This is a genomic window from Pontibacterium granulatum, from assembly GCF_029961155.1.
GTDB classification, from domain to species: domain Bacteria; phylum Pseudomonadota; class Gammaproteobacteria; order Pseudomonadales; family Balneatricaceae; genus Pontibacterium; species Pontibacterium granulatum.
Map to the genome: position 1 here is coordinate 157,500 of NZ_JASBRH010000003.1, position 18,808 is coordinate 176,307.

The 18,808-nt window shown below is 54.5% G+C and carries 18 protein-coding genes; 5 read left to right on the forward strand and 13 right to left on the reverse strand.

What is annotated here, in order from left to right; all coding sequences use genetic code 11:
- Positions 1–55 precede the first annotated feature (55 nt).
- Positions 56–1,423 (forward strand): cytochrome c oxidase accessory protein CcoG, encoded by a 1,368-nt coding sequence (ccoG, locus tag QKW35_RS04015; RefSeq protein ID WP_282350924.1) that lies wholly within the window; start codon positions 56–58, stop codon positions 1,421–1,423.
- A gap of 44 nt (positions 1,424–1,467) precedes the next feature.
- Here ccoG and QKW35_RS04020 read toward each other — a convergent pair whose 3' ends face one another.
- Both QKW35_RS04020 and QKW35_RS04025 read right to left on the reverse strand, forming a co-directional pair.
- Positions 1,468–3,174 (reverse strand): EAL domain-containing protein, encoded by a 1,707-nt coding sequence (locus QKW35_RS04020; protein WP_282350925.1) that lies wholly within the window; start codon positions 3,172–3,174, stop codon positions 1,468–1,470.
- Positions 3,175–3,364: 190 nt separating this feature from the next.
- Positions 3,365–3,622, reverse strand: coding sequence for a GIY-YIG nuclease family protein (locus tag QKW35_RS04025; RefSeq protein ID WP_345774477.1), 258 nt, complete (start codon positions 3,620–3,622; stop codon positions 3,365–3,367).
- 283 nt (positions 3,623–3,905) lie between these two features.
- On the opposite strand from QKW35_RS04025, the gene dbpA reads away from it, so the two are divergent.
- From dbpA to QKW35_RS04045, 4 genes are all read left to right on the forward strand, one after another.
- Complete coding sequence (dbpA, locus tag QKW35_RS04030; RefSeq protein WP_282350927.1) at positions 3,906–5,288, forward strand: ATP-dependent RNA helicase DbpA; 1,383 nt, start codon at positions 3,906–3,908, stop codon at positions 5,286–5,288.
- A 25-nt stretch (positions 5,289–5,313) separates the two neighbouring features.
- Positions 5,314–5,595, forward strand: coding sequence for a peptidylprolyl isomerase (locus QKW35_RS04035; RefSeq protein ID WP_282350928.1), 282 nt, complete (start codon positions 5,314–5,316; stop codon positions 5,593–5,595).
- A gap of 85 nt (positions 5,596–5,680) precedes the next feature.
- Entirely contained in the window at positions 5,681–5,926 is a 246-nt protein-coding gene (locus tag QKW35_RS04040; protein ID WP_282350930.1) for a hypothetical protein, read from the forward strand.
- A gap of 81 nt (positions 5,927–6,007) precedes the next feature.
- Positions 6,008–6,253 carry an RNA-binding protein gene (locus QKW35_RS04045; protein WP_282350932.1) on the forward strand — a complete coding sequence of 82 codons (246 nt, stop codon included), beginning with the start codon at positions 6,008–6,010 and terminating at the stop codon, positions 6,251–6,253.
- 6 nt (positions 6,254–6,259) lie between these two features.
- On the opposite strand, the gene nth is transcribed toward QKW35_RS04045, so the two are convergent.
- The 11 genes from nth to cysD all read right to left on the reverse strand — a co-directional run bounded on the left by nth (position 6,260) and on the right by cysD (position 18,602).
- On the reverse strand, positions 6,260–6,901 hold the full coding sequence (gene nth, locus QKW35_RS04050; RefSeq protein WP_282350934.1) for an endonuclease III: 642 nt from the start codon (positions 6,899–6,901) through the stop codon (positions 6,260–6,262).
- Between the two features lie 89 nt (positions 6,902–6,990).
- A complete protein-coding gene (locus QKW35_RS04055; protein ID WP_282350935.1) occupies positions 6,991–7,959 on the reverse strand; it encodes a GGDEF domain-containing protein in 969 nt (322 codons plus the stop codon).
- Positions 7,959–8,939 carry a response regulator gene (locus QKW35_RS04060; RefSeq protein WP_282350936.1) on the reverse strand — a complete coding sequence of 327 codons (981 nt, stop codon included), beginning with the start codon at positions 8,937–8,939 and terminating at the stop codon, positions 7,959–7,961. Before QKW35_RS04060 ends, QKW35_RS04055 begins: the two co-directional genes overlap by 1 nt.
- Positions 8,940–9,052: 113 nt before the next feature.
- Positions 9,053–9,754 (reverse strand): electron transport complex subunit E, encoded by a 702-nt coding sequence (locus QKW35_RS04065; protein ID WP_282350937.1) that lies wholly within the window; start codon positions 9,752–9,754, stop codon positions 9,053–9,055.
- Positions 9,754–10,389 (reverse strand): electron transport complex subunit RsxG, encoded by a 636-nt coding sequence (rsxG, locus tag QKW35_RS04070; RefSeq protein WP_282350939.1) that lies wholly within the window; start codon positions 10,387–10,389, stop codon positions 9,754–9,756. Before rsxG ends, QKW35_RS04065 begins: the two co-directional genes overlap by 1 nt.
- Positions 10,389–11,450, reverse strand: a complete 1,062-nt coding sequence (gene rsxD / locus QKW35_RS04075; RefSeq protein ID WP_282350941.1) for an electron transport complex subunit RsxD — start codon at positions 11,448–11,450, stop codon at positions 10,389–10,391. Before rsxD ends, rsxG begins: the two co-directional genes overlap by 1 nt.
- Positions 11,451–11,468: 18 nt before the next feature.
- Positions 11,469–14,462, reverse strand: a complete 2,994-nt coding sequence (gene rsxC, locus QKW35_RS04080; protein WP_282350943.1) for an electron transport complex subunit RsxC — start codon at positions 14,460–14,462, stop codon at positions 11,469–11,471.
- Complete coding sequence (gene rsxB, locus QKW35_RS04085) at positions 14,462–15,064, reverse strand: electron transport complex subunit RsxB (RefSeq protein ID WP_282350944.1); 603 nt, start codon at positions 15,062–15,064, stop codon at positions 14,462–14,464. Before rsxB ends, rsxC begins: the two co-directional genes overlap by 1 nt.
- Positions 15,065–15,080: 16 nt before the next feature.
- Positions 15,081–15,662, reverse strand: coding sequence for an electron transport complex subunit RsxA (rsxA, locus tag QKW35_RS04090; RefSeq protein WP_282350945.1), 582 nt, complete (start codon positions 15,660–15,662; stop codon positions 15,081–15,083).
- Between the two features lie 237 nt (positions 15,663–15,899).
- Positions 15,900–17,627 carry a sulfate adenylyltransferase subunit CysN gene (gene cysN, locus QKW35_RS04095; RefSeq protein ID WP_282350946.1) on the reverse strand — a complete coding sequence of 576 codons (1,728 nt, stop codon included), beginning with the start codon at positions 17,625–17,627 and terminating at the stop codon, positions 15,900–15,902.
- Between the two features lie 57 nt (positions 17,628–17,684).
- Positions 17,685–18,602: a sulfate adenylyltransferase subunit CysD gene (cysD, locus tag QKW35_RS04100; protein WP_425607985.1), complete on the reverse strand. Its 918-nt coding sequence runs from the start codon at positions 18,600–18,602 to the stop codon at positions 17,685–17,687.
- Between the last annotated feature and the right edge of the window lie 206 nt (positions 18,603–18,808).

Below are 18,808 nucleotides of genomic sequence, written 5' to 3' on the forward strand. Positions count from 1 at the left end.
TTGTGACTGATCCCTGACTCTCGTGAGCAAACGGCTTCCTCAACGGAGAACCTCGATGGAGCCCATCCCCGTCATAAACCAGCCATCCACCACTACTGCCGTCGGCGGTAAAATCCATGTACGCCTCACTCAGGGTTTCTACCAGAACCTGCGCCGCCTCGTGAGCGGCAGTCTGCTGTTCCTCTATTTTGCCCTGGTATGGATACAGGTAGACGGCCAGCCCTGGCTGCTGTTCGACTTTGGCCAACACCGTATTTTCCTGTTTGGTACCGAGTTCTCCTGGTCAGACCTACCGTTGATGGCGGGCCTGATGATTGCCGGTACCGCGTTGCTGTTCTTTATGGCCGTGGGCTGGGGACGGCTGTGGTGTGGTTTCGCCTGTCCTCAGAGTATTTGGACCTGGTTGTTTATCCGCATCGAGCAGCTCACTGAAGGCCGCGCCAGCGTACGCCGCAAGAACGAGCTGAAACCGCTGCAGGGTTCACGCCTGGGCCGACGAATCCTCAAGCACCTGCTGTGGGCGGTATTGGCGTTTGTTACCGCACTGTCCTTCACCGGGTACTTTGTACCAATCCGAGAACTGGTCGCCGACATGGCCACCCTGGAACTGTCTCTGTACAGCCTGTTCTGGATCATCATGATGGCCAGCCTGACCTACGTGAACGGTGGACTGGTGCGTGAGAAGGTCTGCTTCCATATGTGCCCTTACTCCCGCTTCCAGGGGGTGATGTTCGACCGTGATACCCGCACCGTGACCTACGATGCGCTACGCGGTGAGCCGCGCAACCACCGTTCTCACAGGGAAGACGGTAGTCAAGCCGGTGACTGTGTGGATTGCGGCCTTTGCGTGCAGGTATGCCCAACCGGTATCGATATCCGTGACGGTCTGCAATATGAGTGTATCGATTGTGGTGCCTGCATCGATGCGTGTGATGCGGTGATGGAAAAGACCGGCCGGGAGAAAGGCCTGATCGCCTTCCGCTCGGAGAACCAGGTACTGAAGCAGGATTCACCACTCTGGCGTCCTCGCTTGCTGACCTACATGCTGGTGATGCTGGTCGCGGCAAGTTCCGTACTGTGGGGCTTCACCCAACGCACGGAAATTCTGGTGGAGATCCGTCGCGACCGCTTGCAACTGGTACAGGAATTGGATGACGACACGGTCTGCAACCTCTATCGCGTTAAAGTAGAATCATTTACCGGCACCAGTGACGCGATCAAGGTGGATGTACATGCAGACTTCGAGGTTGCAGTAAACGGACTGAAGGAACTGAATCTGTCTGAACTGAATCAGTGGCTGCCCTACCGGATCTGTGCCAACACATCTGACTTGAACGGCAATCAGCCGATGCAGTTCGCGCTCAATAACAGCAACGGCAGTGCCGTGAAAGACACCGTCTTTATGTCCCGCGTACTGCGTTAATTGAGCGAAAGGAAAGAACCTAAAACAGGTATCGCTGGGCGGGATCAGATCTCGTCCAGCGACACTGGTTTACCGGTGTGGTAGCCCTGTAGGTAGTCAAAGCCCAATACAATCGCGGCTTGTTTTACCTCTTCGCTGTGGACAAACTCGGCGACCGTTTCCGCCCCCATCTTACGTCCGAACGAGACAATCATGTCCGACAACATCTGGGTATTGGTATCGCTATCCAGGTGCTTGATCAGAGAACCATCAACCTTGATGTAATCGATATCCAGCTTCAGCAGATACTCAAAGTTGGAGTAACCGGATCCGAAGTCATCCACCGCAATACGACAGCCTATTTTTTTTGCCCAACTGATGAAACCGAGAACCTTTTCATAGTTCTCAATTCCTTCAGATTCTACAATTTCAATGATCAGACGCTCAGCAACACCATACTCCAGGGCCTTATCCAGCAGCATAGCTACAGTTTCGCTGTTGTAGATATCGCGGGCACTCAGGTTAATGCTGAAATTATCGTCTCGGTCACTGAAATGGCGAAACGCTTTATAGATCACTATCTGCATCAGGTTATCGTATAGACGTGCCCGCTTTGCCGCCTCAAGAAAGACATAAGGCGAATGCAGATTGCCTTCATCGTCACGCAGGCGCATCAGGCACTCATACTTTGCTACGTGACCCGTCAGTGCATCAATGATCGGTTGGACGTAAACTTCGATACGATCGTGCCGTATCGCATCGCGAATACGCCCCACCCAACTGATGTTATCCTCAATACGTTTGGTCAGGCGAGAATCCGGGCTGAATATCTCGTAAGTGCGCTCTTTCTCCTGCGCACTGTGCAGCGCAATATCCGCTTCGATAAAGGCATTAACGCCACTTGCCGCACCAATCACCACACTAACGGGAAACTGGAATTCTTCCACACCCACCGGATACTGCGCGATGCGACGGGCCAGGTCTTTGCACATATGAGCTAGCTGTTCAGTGTTCAGACTCTGACGGGTCAGTATGGCAAACTGATCCCCTCCCAGATGGTACAGTACGCTGTCTGAATGGATCAGGCGATTCATAATCAGGGCAAGCGCCTTAAGCAGACGGTCCCCCACCTGATAGCCGTGATATTCATTGATTTCACTGAAATCGCAAACATCGACCAACAGACAAGTGACTTCGTCCATCTCAGCGTGATCGGAAATTAACTTCTGGCGATTGGGCAAACCAGTTAGAGGATCAGTAAACTGGCGCTGGATAACTGATTGTTGTTCAATCAAGTCGGTCACATCGGTTCTTATCGACATGAACTCAGCAATTTTTCCGTCAGGGTCAAGCACCGGCAAAATCAGCGAGTCAACATAATAAGCACTGCCGTCTTTACGCCGATTCTTGATAATCCCCTGCCAGGTTTTGCGGCTGCGGATTGTTTGCCACATATCGCGGAAAAGCAGTGGATCGTTGTCGGGGTGACGAATCAGGCGATGGGTGGCCCCCACCAGCTCTTCGCGGCTGTGACCTGACACCCTGCAGAACTGATCGTTCACATAGGTAATCACACCGCATGGATCGGTTTTTGAAACGATAGAGCTGATATCCACCGCATGCTTGTACTGTTCAAGCAATGACCGGTTAAACGCCAGCTCCTTCATCACTACTTGATCGTTTGGCAAAGGGTTGCTTTCCCCCTCGCTCACGGCATCAATGACAGGGCTTTCCTTCAGCCGGACTTCACCATCACTTTTAATGCTAGACACACTGATTTCCGCCTAATGCGACAACTCGACTGATTGACTCAAATACCTATTCACAAGCTACGCTTAGCTCATAACAAAAACGTTCTATCGGCAGTTCTACTTATAACTGAAACATAAACGCAACAAAAATATATCGCGAATAAGACACACAAAATATAAGGATAATTTCCGAGTTTGTCTCGTTGAAATATCAACTATTTTCTATGATCAGCTTTTCTTTTGCTGATTTGGAGATGCGCTTAATTTGCGCTTCGCGCTTGCAAGCGTCTGAACGGTTAGCGTGGACTTCCTGCCATACCATCGTCACGGGTTGGCGCGTACGGGTATACCTCGCCCCCCCTTTCACCTCACCATTGTGCTCACGCAAACGTCGCTCGGGGTCGGTGGTTACGCCGGTGTACAACGTATTATCAGCACACCGCAGCATATATACATACCAGTCATTCATGGTTTTGAATTATATGGGCTTTTTCCATGAACGCACGTTAAACATAACAAACGCCTGAAAGCCTGGCGCCCCCAGATAATCCCAAAACTGGACAACATCAGACACTATAGTTGAGACAATCCACCACGCGGATCCCTAACCTGATCAAACCATAAGCCCCAAATGAACCCTCAACAACGGCACCAAACTGCGTCGTCCACGTTTGAGGAAGGTGTGTAAAGCGCTTTATGCGTCTGCTGCAAGCGCGTAAAATACCCAGTTTGATTTAACCCGCGAGTCGACTGTGACCAAGACCCCATTTTCCAGCCTGAACCTGCCAGAAACCCTGCTCGATAACCTTCAGCAGATCGGTTACACCGGCATGACACCCATTCAAGCAGCCAGCTTGCCGCAGATCCTTGCCGGCGAAGATGTCATCGCCAAGGCAAAAACCGGCAGCGGTAAAACTGCTGCATTTGGCATTGGCGCACTGACCAAGCTAGAGCCACGCAACTACCGTGTTCAGGTGCTGGTGCTCTGTCCGACCCGCGAACTGGCCACCCAGGTGGCGAAAGAGTTGCGCCGCCTGGCGCGCTACCAACCTAACGTAAAAGTATTGACGCTGTGTGGCGGACAGCCCATAGGCCCACAGATCGGCTCGCTGCAACACGGCGCGCACGTTGTCGTGGGCACACCGGGACGTATCAAGGATCACCTGCGCAAACACACCCTTAACCTGGAAATGCTGCATACGCTGGTGCTGGACGAAGCCGATCGTATGCTGGAGATGGGCTTTAATCAGGATATTCGCGACATCGCGGCACAAACACCTGATGATCGGCAGACGCTGCTATTCTCCGCCACTTACCCGGACTCCATCCGCGAACTGAGTGAAGACTTCCAATACAAGCCGGTTGAAGTGACGGTTGAGGCGCAACCGCAGGAGAACCGTATCCAGCAGCAATTTTTCCGCCTGGAAAAAGACGCGCGTATCCCCACACTGATTCAACTGCTGCACAAGCATGATCCGATCTCCTGCGTGATCTTCTGCAATACCAAGCAGCAGTGCAGCGATCTGCGCCAAGCGCTCCGAAATGCGGGCTTCTCCGCCTCTGCCCTACAAGGCGATATGGAACAGCGCGACCGTGACCAGGTGTTGGTCACCTTTGCCAACCGCAGTTGCTCGATTCTGGTGGCAACCGATGTTGCTGCCCGTGGCATCGACGTTGAAGACCTGGATCTGGTGGTTAACTTTGACCTGCCGCGCGATCCGGAAGTGTACGTGCACCGCATCGGTCGTACCGGGCGAGCGGGTAAATCCGGTCTCGCTCTCAGTCTCTGTTCAGAGCGGGAGCAGTACAAGGTGAATGCGATTGAGGAATACACCGATCAGAGCGTCATCTACAAAAATCCGCCAACCGTTCCGAATTCACCGCCACTGCTGCCGGCGAAGCCGTTGATGGTAACGCTCTGCATTGCTGGCGGTCGCAAACAGAAGGTGCGTCCGGGTGATATTCTTGGCGCCCTCACCGGCGATGGAGGCATTTCCGGACAGCAGGTAGGCAAGATCGACGTTTTTGATTTCTCAGCCTACGTTGCCGTCGAGCGACCTGTCGCCCGCAAAGCACTGGAACAACTGACCAAAGGCAAGATCAAGGGACGTAAATTCAAAGTCCGTCGCATCTGATCACCTGAACCGGAGAATCCCGAATATGGCCACAAAAGCCTGCGCACGTCACATTCTGGTTAAAACCCGTGAAGAGGCGGAAGCGCTGAAAAAGAAGATCGCCGGTGGTGCCGACTTTGGCAAACTGGCAAAACAGCACTCCACCTGCCCATCCAAACGCCGCTTCGGGGATCTGGGTGAGTTTCGTCGGGGTGAGATGGTGAAAGCCTTTGATGACGTGGTATTTAAGAAACCGCTGCTGACCGTACACGGACCCGTGAAGACCCGCTTTGGCTGGCATCTGATCGAAACCATCTACCGTAGCTAAAAGGTTGCCAATCACCCGCATTCCGCACGCAAAGTGTCATCAAATCAGGCTTTAATAGGCCTGATATTTTAAGGACGAAATACCGATGATCATTGCCATCAACAACCTGCCGAACGACACCTCTCTGCATGAGGTGTGCGAGCTGTTTGCGGGCGATAACCGAATCGAGAACATCAGCTTCAGCTCCGAAGGCAATCCCGACCGGATCATCGCGTGGGTTCGCTTCAATCAAATGAGCCGGGTTGAATTAAACCGCAACGTTTTCCGGCTGAACCACCACTTCCACAAGACGCGTCGCTTGGAAGCCTACGCGCCGCTGTTTTTTGTCTGACACGGCCAGCAACAGTTGACAAAACACAGGGGTGAGCCACAGTTTTAATGTAGACCTAAGGCATCATTGGTACGACAGCGCATGGTTATCACAATTAGCAACCTGCCCCCGCATGTTACCGAAGAGCATATCAGCGATTTGCTACAGGGGGATTCGCGTATCCAGCGCATCACCTTTAATAAAGAGGGGAACCCTGACAAGGTGATGGCGCTTGTCCAGATTGATGTGAGCCGGCTTGAAGCACAGTTTCTGGCCAACAAATTAAACCACGCCTACTTTGAAGAGCGGCATCTAGACGCTTACACGCCACTCTTCATGGGGCGTTAACCCGCCCTATTCACCGATCTCCGTCTTATCTTTGTACTCGCACAGATCTTCGATCAGGCAGGAGCCGCACTTTGGCTTACGCGCAGTACACACATAGCGACCCAGCAGAATCAGCCAGTGATGCGCATCCTGCAGAAACTCCTTCGGCACAAAGCGCAGCAGTTTCTGCTCCACCTCATTCACATTTTTGCCCGGCGCGATCTTGGTACGGTTAGAAACACGGAAGATATGGGTATCGACCGCCATGGTTGGATGACCAAACGCCGTATTCAGCACCACGTTGGCGGTCTTGCGCCCCACCCCCGGCAACGCTTCCAGATCCTTGCGGCTTTCCGGCACCTGAGAGTTATGCTGATCGATCAGGATACGGCAGGTCTTGATGACGTTTTCCGCCTTGGCGTTAAACAGCCCGATCGTCTTGATATACTCCTTCAGACCCTCCACACCCAAGGCGTAGATCGCCTCCGGCGTATTGGCGACCGGATAGAGCTTACGGGTCGCCTTGTTAACCCCCACATCGGTGGCCTGGGCTGAGAGGATCACCGCAATCAGCAGTTCAAACGGATTGCTGTATTCAAGTTCGGTGGTTGGATTGGGATTATCGTCGCGCAGGCGCGCAAAGATCTCATGACGCTTCTGTTTGTTCATTGGTGTCGGGTAAACGGCGATTGGTGGTCTGTATTCTTGTGGTAGCGCTCACGCGCCAGCTGGCATCATAAAGCAGTGACTGGCTTCCGTCACTTGGCCTCATACACGGTAAACTGGTTACGTCCGTTTTGCTTGGAATGGTAGAGCGCTTCGTCCGCCTGACCAATCCACTGCTCCTCATCCTGGACATCACCCTGCATCTCACAAATTCCGAGACTGATGGTGGCCTGAATACGCTGCCCTTCAAACACCACTTCCAACATCTCGGCCGCCATACGCACACGTTCAGCGAATACTTCAGCCTGGCTGGCGTTGGTGTGGGGCAGGATGATTCCAAACTCCTCACCGCCGTAACGGCCCACCACGTCGGTTTTGCGGGCGTGTTGGGTCAGCAACGAAGCAACCTGGCGGATCACCTCATCGCCAGCCGGATGGCCGTAGGTATCGTTAACCGACTTAAAGTGGTCGATATCCAGCATGATCAGGGTGCTCGGTTCACGTCCCCGTTGGAAGCGGTTGAACTCCTGCTCCAGACACTCTTGCCAGTAACCACGGTTGAACAGCCCGGTGAGTCGATCCTCCCGGCTGAGGGTTTGCAATTGCTTGTTGGCCTCTTCCAGCGCGATGCGGCTGACCGCCTCGTCGGTCACGTCATAGATCATCAGGCTGACCAGTTCCACTTCACCGGACGGTGAGGTTAGCGGAATCAGGGTAACGTTCTGGTACATACGTGAAGCCACGCCGGTGATCGGGCGCTGGCTTTTGAAATCGAACAGGTAAGGGCGTTGTTCCCAGGTAATGTAGGCGGGACATTTGAGCTGGAAAACACTGTCGATCTTACGACGCAGCCACTCAACCGGCAGTTCGGGAAACTCATCGAACAGGTTTTTCTCACGGATACGCGCCGGGCCAATCTCAGAGTGGTTGACCATAAAGCTGTTCCAGAGGTGAATCTGATAACTCTTATCCAGCACCACCAGCCCCACATCCAAATTGTGTAGCAAGCCCAGATGCCAGTGCAGCTCGTCGATATTCAGGCTTTCCGTGCGATCATTCATCAGAAGAACGTACTCAGTTTGCGCAGCGGCTCAAGAGACTCCTCGCTGAAAATCAGCATCAGCTCACAACTGTCACGGTCTTCATTCAGGCCATAATCAATGCTGATAGAGAGAGTTTCCTGCCAGCTTTCCGCTGTAGAAGGTAATTGTTTCATCGCCGGCAACATGACCGGTATACCGCAACTAAACTCGATATCCAGCTGGCGGGCGAAGGTCTGCAGAAACGCGCCGATCAGAATATTGCCCAGATCCATCAGCAACTCGTTCTCGAAGGCAGTGCTTTGCTCATACTCAAGTTGCAGAATGCGGGCGACCGATTCGAAGCTTTCCGGTGGCAGCGCAATCATCGCCTCCCCCGCAATGCCTGCGCCAACAAACCCCTGGGAGATAATCCGCTTTTCCCAGTCGGCCGAGATGTTAAGCGTCTCTTCAAATTCCTCCCGGGTGATGGTTTTTACCACCGGTACAGGATGGTGCACAAACGCACCGAGGAAACGTGCCAGTCGATCACCGGCACGCCCCATCGCCACGTTGGCGATCTCCTGGTAGTAGTCCGGTAGCTTTACAACCATCTCTTCGGTGGACATCGCCTCACTTTCATCCTGCAGCTCACTGAGCAAGCCGTAGCGGCGCAGCACATCTGCTACCTGATCAGCAGTAAAAGGCTTCTTGATGAAATCGAGGGCACCCAGCGCCATCACCTGGTCGTGGGCTTCGGGCTGAATATCACCGGAGACAACGATCACCATGGTAGGCAGATCTTCGGAGCGGATACGCTCCAGCACCTGATAGCCGTCCATGATCGGCATATTGAGGTCGAGGAACAGCACGTCCCCAAGGCCAGTGCGTACCGCTTCCAATGCAGTCAATCCATGTTCTGCATAGGTGATGTCGACGTTCCAATTGCTCAGCGCTCGAGCCATCTGCTTGCGCGCAAGGTTGGAGTCATCGCAAATAACAACTGGAATCGTACTACTCACACAACAGCTCCGTTGATGCCGCGAGTTGAGAAAGCACTCAGCCTATCGAATCTTCAGGGAGAACACAATGAGCAGAAAAGTGTGGAGGTGCGGGAACACCTCCACGATAGGAATCAACCAGTTACGCGTGCGCGCTGGATGTCTTTTGGCTCTGCAGGAGTGAGGCGTTTACGCCGCTCCTCCAGCTTGCCGTCGATGATATTCTTGAGCGCAATCAGCAGTCCCATTCCAACAAAGGCTCCGGGCGGCAACACCGCAAACAGGAACCCGCTGTAATCATCTACCAGTACGATCTTCCAGCTTTGCGCACCAGCACCAAACAACAGCTGCATATCTGCAAACAGGGTTCCACTGCCCAGCGCTTCACGCATGGCACCCAGCACGATCAAGACCGCACTGAAACCCAAGCCCATCATCAGGCCATCCAGCAGTGACGCCGATACAGGGTTCTTGCTGGCAAACGCATCGGCGCGGCCCATGATCGCGCAGTTGGTTACGATCAGCGGGATAAAGATGCCCAGAATCTGGTACAGCTCGTAGGTAAACGCCTGCATCAGCAACTCAATTGCAGTTACAAAGGAGGCAATAATCATCACGAAGATCGGCAAACGCACAGAGCCCGGCACAAACTTACGAAACGCAGAGATCGTCAGGTTCGAACCCAATAGTACGATGGTACTTGCCAGGCCGAGGCCGATCGCGTTTACGACAGAGCCGGTTACCGCCAGCAGAGGACACAAACCAAGTAGCTGAACCAGTGCCGGGTTGTTGGTCCAGAGACCGTCGAGGGTAATTTTTTTTACATCTACGGACATCACTCTGCTCCCGTAATCGCTGGCTCCAGCAGAGCCGCTTTATTCGTTCGGAAGTAATCCAGCGCACGACTGGTCGCCCCCACCACTGCGCGTGGTGTGATGGTTGCGCCGGTAAACTGGTCAAAACGACCACCGTCCTTCAGCACGGCAAAGGAATCACGCTGATCGTTGTCGTTCCGCTGGTTATTCAGGCCCAGAATCCAGCCCGACTTTTTCAGGTCGACCTTGTCACCCAGCCCCGGGGTCTCTTTGTGAGCAAGCACACGAACACCGGCCACGCTACCATCGCGTTTTACACCCACGATCATGTTGATGTTACCGCTGTAACCGTCCGGAGCCACCACCGGCAGGATCACCGCAACCACCTTGCCATCTTTACGGGCAAGATAGGCATCAGCAGGCTGATCATGTCCGAGCAATTCAGGCGCTACGAAGGAGACCGTGTCTTCCAACATATCATTGTCAATGGTGCTTTTCGGCACGATCTCGTACAGAGCCCTGGCCTGCGCATCGCGTTCGTTCTTGGCGATACGTTCTTTGGTCGACACCTGTGTCACCGCGATCAAGGCGGCGGTCACCACCGCAAAGAGGGTAATGCCCAGCGTACTGCTGCGGATTGCACTAAACATTTCCATCATGCATCTCCTTTTAAGCCGCGTTTCGCCTTGGCGTGCCCATAAGTCCGTGGCTGGGTGTACTGGTCAATAAACGGTGCACTCAGGTTCATCAGCAGCACAGCAAACGCCACCGCATCTGGGTAACCACCCCAGGTACGGATCACAAAGATCAACGTACCGATACCGAGACCAAACCAGATCTTGCCTTTGTTACTGGTCGCCGAGCTGACCGGGTCGGTCGCGATAAAGAACGCGCCCAGCATGGTGCCACCCACCGTCAGGTGGAAAAACGGATCGGCAAAGTAGTCCGGCTCAACAATAAAGAACAACGTCGACAGGACGGCCAGTGATCCCAGTACGGAGACCGGTGCGTGCCAGGTGAAGATCTTTTTATACAGCAGGAAAACGCCACCCATCACATACGCCGCACTTACCGCGTGCCATGCACCGATACCATCAGCAAGCACCGGCACCTGGCGCCAAGCCTCCTCGGTGGTCAGACCACCTCGATGACGCAGCGCGTCCAGCGGGGTTGCACCGGTATAGCTATCAATCACACTGGTATCGATGCCGCCGAAGATCACCTTCAGGGTGTCAACGAAGCTCAGCACCGACCAACCGCTGTCGGCGCTCACCAATACAAACGGTTCGGTCCAGCGGGTCATCTCCACCGGGAAGGAGACCAGCAGCAACGCATAGGCCACCATCGCAGGATTGAACGGGTTCTGCCCCAAACCACCGTACAGATGCTTGGCGATCACGATGGCGACAAACACACCTACCAACGTTACCCACCAGGCAGCAAATGGCGGCAATGCCAGTGCCAGCAGCACCGCAGTCACCACCGCGCTGTAGTCGCTCAGATAGAAGCGGATCGGGCGGTTGCGCAGCTTCATAATCGCCGCTTCGAAACCCACAGCCAGCAGGGACGCCCAGATGATATTGATCAGCGTGCCCCAGCCAAAGAAGAAGGTCATCGCAGCCAACCCAGGCAGTGTTGCAAGCAGCACCAGACGCATTACACGGCCGGTCTGGTTCATCTTGTGCAGATGGGGTGAACTGGATCGAATTAAAGCCATCGGTTACTCAGTCCTTACTCAATCAACGATTACGGTATCGGGTTTGGCGTCCGCATCTACGGTACCGCCCGCCGCTACATAGGCCTGCTTGGCCTCTTCATATTTACCACGCAGTTTTTCGACACCTGCGCGCATCTTTTCAGCGGTTGGCAAACCTTTCTCTTCCGCATTTTTAGCGGCGACATCGGCTTTCTGCACCTTACCCAGCGCAGCTTCCATATCCGCTTTCAGCTCATCGAGGTTAGCCGCAACTGCGGCTACGGCAGCACCACCTTGCGCTTTGGCATCTTCGTAGGTCTTCTTCGCCTCTTCATACTTGCCGCGCAGCTTATCCACACCGGCACGCATCTTGTCAGCCGTCGGCAGACCTTTCTCCTCGGCGTTTTTCGCTGCGGCATCAGCCTTCTCGACCTTAGCCAAAGCCGCATCCATATCCGCCTTCAATTCATCCAGATTGACGGCAGATACCGCTGGCGTTGCTGCGTTGTTTTGAGCCTGGGCATCTTCGTAGGCTTTTTTCGCTTCTTCGTACTTGCCGCGCAGCTTATCCACACCAGCACGCATTTTCTCAGCCGTTGGCAGGCCCTTCTCTTCTGCGGCTTTTGCTGCGGCATCGGCTTTTTCGACCTTCGCCAGCGCTTTGTCCATGTCCTCTTTCAGCGGTGCCAGGTCAATCGCTGGCTTACCACCGGCAGCGGCATTCTGTACTTCGGCATCTTCGTAGGCTTTTTTCGCTTCTTCGTACTTGCCGCGCAGCTTATCCACACCGGCACGCATTTTCTCGGCAGTTGGCAGGCCCTTCTCTTCTGCAGCTTTCGCTGCGGCATCGGCTTTCTCAACCTTCGCCAGAGCCTTATCCATATCCTCTTTCAGTGGAGCCAGATCGATCGCCGGTTTCGCTGGGGTGCTGCCACCCTGCTCTGCCTCTTCAAAGGCCTTGCGGGTTGTGTCGACTTTGGCTTCCAACTCTTTTACCTTGGCTTCGAGTTCTGCGATATCACCTTCACCGCTGTCCTGCGCTTTTTCCAGGGCTTTCTCGGCCTGCTTCAGCTTGGTACGCGCCACAGCTGCGGCGGTCTTCAACTGCTTGATATCCACAACCGGCGCTGTTGGCGCTGGCGCGGCCTGAGCGTCATCAAACGCCTTCTGGGCAGCGTCCGCTTTGGCTTCCAGCTCTTTAACGGTGTCGCGCAATTGCTCGATACCGTCCTGGCCTTTCTCTTCCGCCGCCTTCAGTGCACTCTGAGCCTTCTTCAGCTTCGTACGAGCTACGGCAGCAGCGGTCTTCAGAGCCTTGATATCCGGTGCACCTGCGGCTGCCACAGTGCCGCCTTTTTCCGCCTGCTCCAGTTTCTGCTGGGCAGCATCGGCTTTCTGTTTGGCCGTGTTAAATGCAGCTTCCAGCTCCGCCAGATTGTCCGCTCCGCTCTCTTTGGCCTGCTCGAACGCCTTTTCGGCCTTCTTCAGTTTGGTGCGGGCCACAGCAGCCGCAGTTTTGAGCGTTTTCACATCGCCACCGGCAGCAGCCGGTTTCGCCGCGCCTGCGCTGTCTTTCTTGGACGCTTGCGCTTTGGCAGCCTCTTCGGCACGGGCCTTGCGACGCAGCTCTTTCTCGATCTTTTCCTGTTCCAGACGCGCCTGGCGCGCCTCGAAACGCATACGGGCGTATTCCGCTTTCTGCTTCTCCGCCTCTTCCTGACGGATTTCGGCCTTTGCGTTGCGGTAGTACTGCACCAGCGGGATGTTGCTTGGGCAGACGTAGGAGCAGGCACCACATTCGATGCAGTCGAACAGGTTGTGGTGTTTCGCCTTGTCGTACTCTTTACCTTTGGCGAACCAGTGCAGCTGCTGTGGCAACAGTTCAGCCGGGCACACCTGCTCACACATACCACAACGGATACAGTTCAGCGCTGGCGGCGCCGGAGGCATCTCTTCCTCGGTTGCGGCGATGATGCAGTTGGTGGTTTTCACCACCGGTACTGCGTCGCTCTTCATGGTGAAGCCCATCATCGGCCCCCCCATCACCAGACGATACAGGTCGTCACGGCGCACACCGGAGGCTTCCAGAAGTTCGGAATACTGGGTGCCGATCAGCACGTCCAGGTTGTGGCGCTGATCAACCGCGTCACCGGTGATCGTCACGATACGGGAGATCAGCGGCTCGCCACGGTGTACGGCACGGTAAATGGCGCTGGCGGTACCTACGTTCTGACAAACGATACCTACATCAGCCGGGATCTTGCCGCTTGGCACTTCGACGCCGGTCAGCAGTTTAACCAACTGTTTCTCGCCACCGGACGGGTATTTGGTTGGCACAACCACCACATCAATGTTCAGATGGCAGCCCCGTACCGCGTCTTCCAGAGCACGAATGGCCTGTGGCTTGTTGTCCTCGATACCAATCAGGATATGGCTCGGATTCAACAGGTGAGCAATCACCTCGATACCACCCAGGATTTCGTCGGAGCGCTCACGGATCAGCAGGTCATCCGCGGTGATATACGGCTCACACTCCGCCGCATTGATGATCAGGGTGTTCACGATATGGTCGTCACCCAGATGCAGCTTCACGTCGGTCGGGAAACCTGCACCGCCCATACCGGCGATACCGTAGTTACGGATGTAGTTGATCAGTTCAGACTTGGTGTAGGACTTGTAGTCCTCCAGGCCCGCATGCTCAATCCATTCGTCCTGACCGTCGGTTTCGATCACGATACAGTTGGCTTCCATACCGGATGCGTGTGGTACAGGCTGTGGCCCGATCAGCGTCACGGTGCCGGACGTCGGTGCATGCAAACTCACACTGACACGGCCGATCGGCTCGGCGATCACCTGACCTTTCAGCACCCGATCACCGACTTTCACCAGCGGCTCGGCCGGTGCTCCGATATGTTGAGACAGCGGCAATACGAGGCGCGGTGGGATCGGCGCCGGACGGATCGGCGCACCATTGGACTGACGTTTGTTTTCCGGTGGGTGAACACCACCATGGAAAGCGTGTACGCGGGTCATCAGGCTGCCTCCCCTTTTTCGAAGGCTTCACCACGACCGCGGTCTGTCGCAATCAGTTCAACACCCGGTTTGGGCAGATCCCACTTCCAGGTGTTCAGCGTTGTTTCGATCGGAACCATATCAATACAATCAACCGGACAAGGTTCTACACAAAGGTCACAGCCGGTGCACTCGGAGGTAATCACGGTGTGCATCTGCTTGGCCGCGCCGAGGATCGCATCCACCGGGCAGGCCTGAATACATTTGGTGCAACCAATACACTCGTCTTCGCGAATGTAAGCAACCGCTTTTACCGGATCCCCCGCATCTTCCGCATCCAGCGTTGGCGCCTCAATATCCAGCAGGTCGGCCAGGGCATCGACTGTGGACTGGCCACCCGGAGGACACTTGTTGATCGCTTCGCCGTTGGCGATCGCTTCCGCATACGGGCGACAGCCGGGATGACCGCACTGGCCACACTGGGTCTGTGGCAGCAGTTCATCGATCTGGTCGACGATCGGGTTGCCTTCTACTTTAAAGCGAACGGAGGCATAGCCCAGCAGCAGGCCGAAGGCGACCGCCAGCAGAGCTAGAACAATAATGGCTATCAGTACTGCGCTCATTTTACTCTCCGCTCACTCAGAACTGGACCAGGCCGGTAAAACCCATAAAGGCCAGTGACATCAGCCCCGCCGTTACCATACCGATGGCCGAGCCCTTGAAGGCAGCAGGCACATCCGCCACGGCGATACGTTCACGCATCGCAGAGAACAGGATCAACGCGAGGGAGAAGCCCACCGCGCCACCAAAGCCGTAGACGATGGAATCCACAAAATCGTTCTGTTTTTTGATGTTCAACAGTGCCACACCCAACACGGCACAGTTGGTCGTGATCAGCGGCAAGAAGATACCCAGCACCTTGTAGAGCAACGGGCTGGTCTTATGCACCACCATTTCGGTGAACTGCACCACAACCGCAATCACCAGAATAAAGGAGATGGTTTGCAGATAGGCCAGATCCATTGGTTGCAGTATGTAGGCATACACCAGATAACTGCAGACAGAGGATAACGTCAGCACGAACGTAGTCGCCAACGACATACCCATTGCGGTTTCCAGCTTATTGGAAACCCCCATGAATGGGCAGAGGCCGAGGAATTGCACCAGTACGAAGTTATTTACCAGTACTGTGCTGATCAGAATTAATAGGTACTCTGTCATATCGTATCTGCTATCGCTTAATCACTATCCACTTCGCCACCGTAACGGAAATATCACGGGGCCGGAGACAAAATTAGAAGTTGCTAATTTTATCGATATTCCTGCACCATCGATAGGGTTTGACCCTTGACGCACCTCAACGGGAACAACAAAGCGGCTTAACGCCGCTTTGAAAATGATGGCTACACCATCAATTGTTCACCCGCGGCCGGTCATATAACCGGTTGCGGGCGCACATTATACCAGTGCGTGCTGCTGAAGCAGCTCCAACACGGCAGTAATTTGACGGTTTGCCGCCTGATCTGCACTCAGGCGCAGGTCAGCCTCGCTGCCATCCAATGAAACATTCAGCAGGCCTTCACCTGCCAGAGCCGTTTCGCTTGCTGCAATGACCAACAGACCGTTGTTGTTCAGCACGGTGGCTGTCGCCAGCAGGTTGGACTGCAGCTCCGCCGGCAGGGTCGCATCATTCAGGACCGCCACTGCTCGACCGGCATTAAACAGTGCTTTCTCCACACTGTATAGCACCATATCGCGCTGCTGCGCCGTACCACCGGATACGACCACAGTTGCCGCTTGCTGACCAAAGCGACGTGCTTTGTCTGCCGCGCTTACCTGTGCGCTTTCTGCAACGTCCAGATCTTCACCCAGCTTCGCCTGAGCCGCACCTTCAACGATCATGCCCGCCGCGACAGTCGCGTTGGACAGACGATCAACGATGATGAAGGAACCGGTACCGTGGTGGGACTTGTAGTCGTCGGCGATGATCGGACGTTCCAGGGTGATCTCACAACGGGCGATGTCGTTCAGCACCAGAGTGCTGACTTCAGACTTCTCCAGGGTGTTCACATCCACTCGGTGACGAATATTGGTGATACCACCCGCTACAGTGGAGGTTGCCAGTTTCACGTCGTACTGACGGCCCGGGATCAGTTCGGCTTCGGACATCCACACAACCATTGCGTCGAAACGGTTGGTCACTTCCGGCACATTGCTGGAGTGAACCAGTACGTCACCGCGGGAGATGTCGATCTCATCTTCCAGGGTCAGGGTCACTGACATCGGCGGGAATGCTTCATCCAGCTCACCGTCGAAAGTCACGATGGATTTTACGCGGCTGGACTTGCCGGATGGAAGTACAGTCACTTCATCGCCCGGACGTACGATACCGGACGCCAGGGTACCGCAGTAACCACGGAAGTCCAGGTTCGGACGGTTTACGTATTGAACCGGGAAACGCAGTTCGTCGAAGTTCTGGTCGCTGGCAATCTCTACGGTTTCCAGCTGCTCCATCAGTGGAGTGCCGGTGTACCATGGGGTCTGTTCAGACAGGCTTACCACGTTGTCGCCTTTCAGGGCAGAGATCGGCACGAACTGTACGTCCGGCAGATCCAGATCCTTAGCGAACTCCTGGTAGTCACGTTTGATCTCTTCAAAACGTTCTTCGCTAAACTCCACCAGGTCCATCTTGTTGATGGCGACGATGGTGTGCTTGATACCCAGCTGGGACACGATGAAGCTGTGACGCTTGGTCTGTACCTGTACACCGTAACGCGCGTCAATCAGGATGATCGCCAGGTCACAGGTGGATGCACCGGTCGCCATGTTACGGGTGTACTGCTCGTGCCCCGGGGTGTCGGCGATGATGAACTTACGCTTGTCGGTGGAGAAGTAGCGGTACGCCACATCGATGGTGATACCCTGCTCACGCTCTGCCTGCAGGCCATCCACCAGCAGCGCCAGATCCAGCTCTTCACCGGCATTACCGATGCGCGCGCTTTCACTCTGGATAGCGGCCAACTGGTCTTCATAAATCATTTTGGAATCGTGCAGCAGTCGCCCGATCAGGGTGGACTTGCCGTCATCGACGCTGCCGCAGGTCAGGAAGCGCAGCAGCTCTTTATTTTCATGCTGATTCAGGTACGCCTGAATATCGGATGCGATAAGATCGCTCTGGTGACTCATAACTGTATCTCTTCTGAAATCCGTTGAATTCTGCCCGGAAAGGTCTCTAACACGCGGTTAGAAGTAACCTTCCATCTTCTTCTGTTCCATGGAACCGGCGCTATCATGGTCGATGGCACGGCCCTGGCGCTCAGAGGTCGTGGTCAGCAGCATCTCCTGAATAATGTCAGGCAGGGTTGCTGCGTCAGATTCAACCGCACCGGTCAGCGGGTAGCAGCCCAGCGTACGGAAACGGACGTTCTTCATTTCAGGCACTTCGCCCTCTTCCAGCGGCATACGGTCGTCATCAACCATGATCAGCATGCCATCGCGTTCCACAACCGGACGTTTCTCAGAGAGGTACAGAGGTACAATCGGAATCTCTTCCAGGTAGATGTACTGCCAGATATCCAGTTCGGTCCAGTTGGACAGCGGGAATACACGGATGCTCTCACCCTTGTCGATACGGGTGTTGAATGTATTCCACAGCTCTGGACGCTGGCTTTTCGGATCCCAACGGTGATTCTGGTCACGGAAAGAGAACACGCGCTCCTTGGCACGGGATTTCTCTTCGTCACGACGGGCACCACCAAACGCCGCATCAAACTTGTACTTGTTCAGAGCCTGCTTCAGGCCCTGAGTCTTCATGATGTCGGTGTGCTTCTTGGAACCGTGGCTAAACGGGCCGATACCCATATCCACACCTTCCTGGTTGATGTGCACAATCAGATCCATGCCGGCTTCTTCTGCCATTTTGTCACGGAACTCGATCATTTCACGGAACTTCCAGGTGGTGTCCACGTGCATCAGCGGGAACGGAGGGTTGCCCGGGAAGAACGCTTTACGCGCCAGATGCAACATGACGGAGGAGTCCTTACCAATGGAGTAAAGCATCACTGGGTTTTCGAACTCAGATGCTACTTCACGAATGATATGAATACTCTCGGCTTCGAGCTGCCGAAGATGGGTCAAACGATGTTCCGGCAAGGATGACATTAATACACGCCCTATAATTAATATCTGGTTATCTAGGTGGCCCTACTTACACCCACCTTTATATAGGTACAAGCGTAGAGGCCTCGATTAGCATGCCATTATCGCAGCACATTTTTAAAACCAAAAAGAATAAATAGAAATGCACTAAAAACTTATTGTTATATGCAAGCCTACCAGGCCCTAGTATATAAGAACTCCCTTATACG